Here is a 3470-nt window from a genome sequence, read left to right on the forward strand (position 1 = left end):
GTTTACGGAATTAGGTCGACCACTTACCCAAGTTACGCCTTAAATTTGGCTCAATTAGGGGCGCTTTGCATTTCAAATCTTTGTGCAACAAAACCATTTAAAATTGTGAATAGCCATCAATTTTCTCAGCATAAACAAGACTAAAGTTGTTTTAAATTTCTTTTAAAGTCACAATTTGGATAACGGTTACAAGCCATAAATGCACCATATGGCCCTGTTTTTTTCCACATTCTACCTTGCTGACATTTCGGACATCTCCATTTTTCTGGAATATCATGGTTAATGGAGGTATTGTCATTTTGAGGTATATGGATAAACTCCCTAAAAATAGAATCTTTTGTAATGTCTTCAAGGAATACAGAATTACGTTCACCAATAAGAAAGACTTTCTCTTTTGCCCGAGTCAATGCAACATAGAACAGACGGCGTTCTTCAGCATAGGCATGTGTTTCTGGTTGTGGCAAGACTAAGTTAATAAGAGGATCATCTTCTTTTTCAGAAGGGAATGCACTACTGCCAGTATTTAAGCCTAAAAGGATTACGTAGTCTGCTTGTAGGCCTTTGGATGAGTGGATGGTTTTAAACTCAACACTGCAATTTCTAAGAAAGGGCTGAACACTGTCTAGATTTGGTTTGTGATGTTTGTAGCGTCCTAAAATATAAATTGATTTCTTCTTACCTGAACCTGTATTAGCATTATTTATTTCCATAATGGTTTTAAACAGATACTCATGAATTTCCTGAGTCTTTGTTAAAAAGCTTATTTCAACCACTTTACTGCTGGTCTTATCAACAGCATTGACCACCTTTCTAAGCTGAGATTCATTTTTTTGGATAAAGCCACTAGCTACATTAGCAATACCTTGATTGGAGCGGAATGTCTTTGTAAGCTGTGTCTGCTTGGTATAGCCAAAGAATTCTTGGAAATTAGTGAATATACTGATATCTGAACCTGCAAAACGGTATATGGCTTGCCAGTCGTCCCCAACACAAAACAGCTTTGCTTCGGGTACTTGATTCAATAATGACAAGATAAGTTTGGCCCTTGCTTGTGATGTATCCTGAAACTCATCCACGATAATAAGCTTGAAAGGGCTTTTATATCTGTTCTCATTGATTAATTGAGCAGATTCAATCAGTAGGTCATCAAAGTCATGTTCTTTACTGCTTTTTAATAACTGGTCGTAGCATTGGTAAACCTTAGAAAATAGCTGTAAAAAAAGACTCTCTCGTTGGCTAAGTAATGGTTTGGCCAATAGACTAGCAATGTTGGCTTGATTAGATTTGTAATGGCTTAAAAAACTGGCATAAAGTTCATTTGCATCATATTCATAGATAGACTGTGCTTTCTCGTTGATCTCGGCAAGATTACGTGGCTTAAATACTTGTCCCCTTGATTTAAGCTCTTGTTCCAACTTCTGAAAGATGGAGCCTGTAATAAATTCATGAAAGGTTGTAGTAATTAAATCCGTCTTATATTGTTCATGGATTCCTGTCTTCCATTTCATGTCATCCAGATATTTTTGTCCAAAATGCGCAGGCGGTTTGCCATGTTGGTCTACAGCATAGTGTTCCAGATACAGGTTTATTTCAGGTAGGTAAAAGTCAGGCTTATATTGGCGGTGGTGTTCATTTGCTGTGTCATGTTCGTAGTTTCTTTCGTATTGGTAGGGAACCCCCTGACTGTATAACCAGTTCGCTATTGCTTTTTCACCATGTGATTTAACGATTTCTCCCTGATAGGTTTCAAAGCCATCCTTGAACCTATCAAATGAACGTCTGCGTGCCTTTTCCCATTCACTTTGAGTTTTAAATGCAAATGGTGATAAGGGTGGTCTTAGGTAGGCCGTTTTAAATAAAAGATATTTTGCCTGAAAGTCGGGATCTGTTTCGATTAGTTGTTGAATAATCCGATTCAGCAGGGACTGAGGTTTTCCTGCATCATTGGATACAGAGGGGCTCTTTCCTGTGGCCTTACCAATCACCTTCACGCCAAACTTATGGAAATTAAGTGCTTCAACACGAGTATTAAACTGGGTGAGGATGTCTTTTAATCGAAAGTTAATACGTTCACTGAGTTCATCGCCCGCATTTTTATTAAATGCCAGAACCAGAATCTCTTCAGGTTTGTAGAGTCCAGTTAAGAGGGCATAGCCCACCTTTCCAACAATCGTGGATGTTTTTCCTGAACCAGCCGCAGCAACCAATAGGTTACGGTCTTCAAAGATAATCGAGGAAATACGCTGTTCGTCGGTTAGGGGCGTACTTTCCACCTGATCAAAGAACTGCTTAAATACCTTTAACTCACTTTCAACAAAACGCTTATTCTTTGCATCGATGGCATAGTTTGCCTCAACTGACAATTCAATAAACAGTCGCAATTGCTCAAACAGGTTCTGGAGAGGTGGTTCAAATACAAAAGAACTATCCCTTTGAATAAGGCTGTTAAACTGTTCAATAGAGGCTTTTGATCTTTGTGATAAATCTGACCTAAACAGTTTGCTGAGGCGATGGGAGAGGTAAATGTTTTGCTGGATAAAATTGTGATATTCCCGTAAGTATGGTTTTAAGGTTTCCTTGATCTTTTCAGCATTTCTTTTATTTCTCAGGAATTCCGCATCATTATGGATTTCAGCTTGAAGCTGTTCAGCCTGTGTATTGAACATACCCTTGAACTGAAAGTTTTGATCAATGGTCTTGAGTGTTAAAGATGACCATATCCAACCTTTCTGAATATGTGTTTCTAGCACTTGTTCAGGATTAAGATTTACCGTTTTAGTATCCAGTTCAAGTATCAGCTCTGGAAAAGTATAGTTGACTCTCCATTTGCCTGAGTCTGCGAAAATGAAGCTGAGTAAACTTGGTTGGATATTCATATTGCCCTAAAAAATAATTTTTAATAATTTGAGATTTGTAATTGGTTATAAAGTCTATAGAAATTTTACTTAGTTATTTTATTCCTTTCACAACTACTCCTTGAATGTTTCATTTAATGCTTGCTGTACAGCATCCACGCGTGACTTACAGGTCTTGTAGGCAGTCATTGACTCTTCCACAATCTTCATTAGGTTGTCGATGTCTGGTTCTTCCTGAGATTCCAGCAGGGCAGCATTCTTCTTCAGCAGTTCATAACCCTCTTTAAAGCTTAGCTCATTTTTACTCATGATTTACTACCTCACTTACACTGGCATGAATATAGCCATCCTGCATCTCGATTGAAACAGTTGAACCGACTTGTTGTACAGAGCGGATTGCCTTGTTTTGACTTCGTACAATAGCATAGCCTTTGGCAAGCACATTCCTAGGATTCTGTAACAGGGTCTCTGAACCGTACCGGGTTTGTCGGAGACCAAGCTTTCTGAGAGAATGTCCCGATGAAAAAAGTAAAATATACCCCTGAAATCAGAGAAAGAGCGGTTCAATTATTGATTGAATCCGAGAAAGATTATCCATCGAATTGGGCTGCGATC

Annotated in this window: 2 protein-coding genes and 2 pseudogenes; 1 reads left to right on the forward strand and 3 read right to left on the reverse strand. The window is 38.4% G+C overall.

The genetic code is table 11. The features are described from left to right. Positions 1-140 precede the first annotated feature (140 nt). The 3 genes and pseudogenes from F927_RS01165 to F927_RS17320 all read right to left on the reverse strand — a co-directional run. Complete coding sequence (locus F927_RS01165) at positions 141-2876, reverse strand: UvrD-helicase domain-containing protein (RefSeq protein WP_005080748.1); 2736 nt, start codon at positions 2874-2876, stop codon at positions 141-143. 93 nt (positions 2877-2969) lie between these two features. Continuing rightward, on the reverse strand, positions 2970-3164 hold the full coding sequence (gene xseB / locus F927_RS01170) for an exodeoxyribonuclease VII small subunit (RefSeq protein ID WP_005080750.1): 195 nt from the start codon (positions 3162-3164) through the stop codon (positions 2970-2972). After that, positions 3157-3324, reverse strand: a pseudogene (locus F927_RS17320) (exodeoxyribonuclease VII large subunit); the annotation flags it as partial. The gene xseB and the pseudogene F927_RS17320, both read right to left, overlap by 8 nt. 50 nt (positions 3325-3374) lie before the next feature. Here F927_RS17320 and F927_RS16995 point away from each other — a divergent pair. Further along, positions 3375-3470 (forward strand): annotated as a pseudogene (locus F927_RS16995) (adenylosuccinate lyase); the annotation flags it as partial.

Origin of the sequence: Acinetobacter haemolyticus CIP 64.3 = MTCC 9819, assembly GCF_000369065.1 — a bacterium.
Taxonomy (GTDB): domain Bacteria; phylum Pseudomonadota; class Gammaproteobacteria; order Pseudomonadales; family Moraxellaceae; genus Acinetobacter; species Acinetobacter haemolyticus.

What these genes read in the sequence shown, in the direction of transcription:
- F927_RS01165 (WP_005080748.1), bottom strand. Translation starts at nt 2,876, where the DNA reads ATGAATATCCAACCAAGTTTACTCAGCTTCATTTTCGCAGACTCAGGC.
- xseB (WP_005080750.1), bottom strand. Translation starts at nt 3,164, where the DNA reads ATGAGTAAAAATGAGCTAAGCTTTAAAGAGGGTTATGAACTGCTGAAG.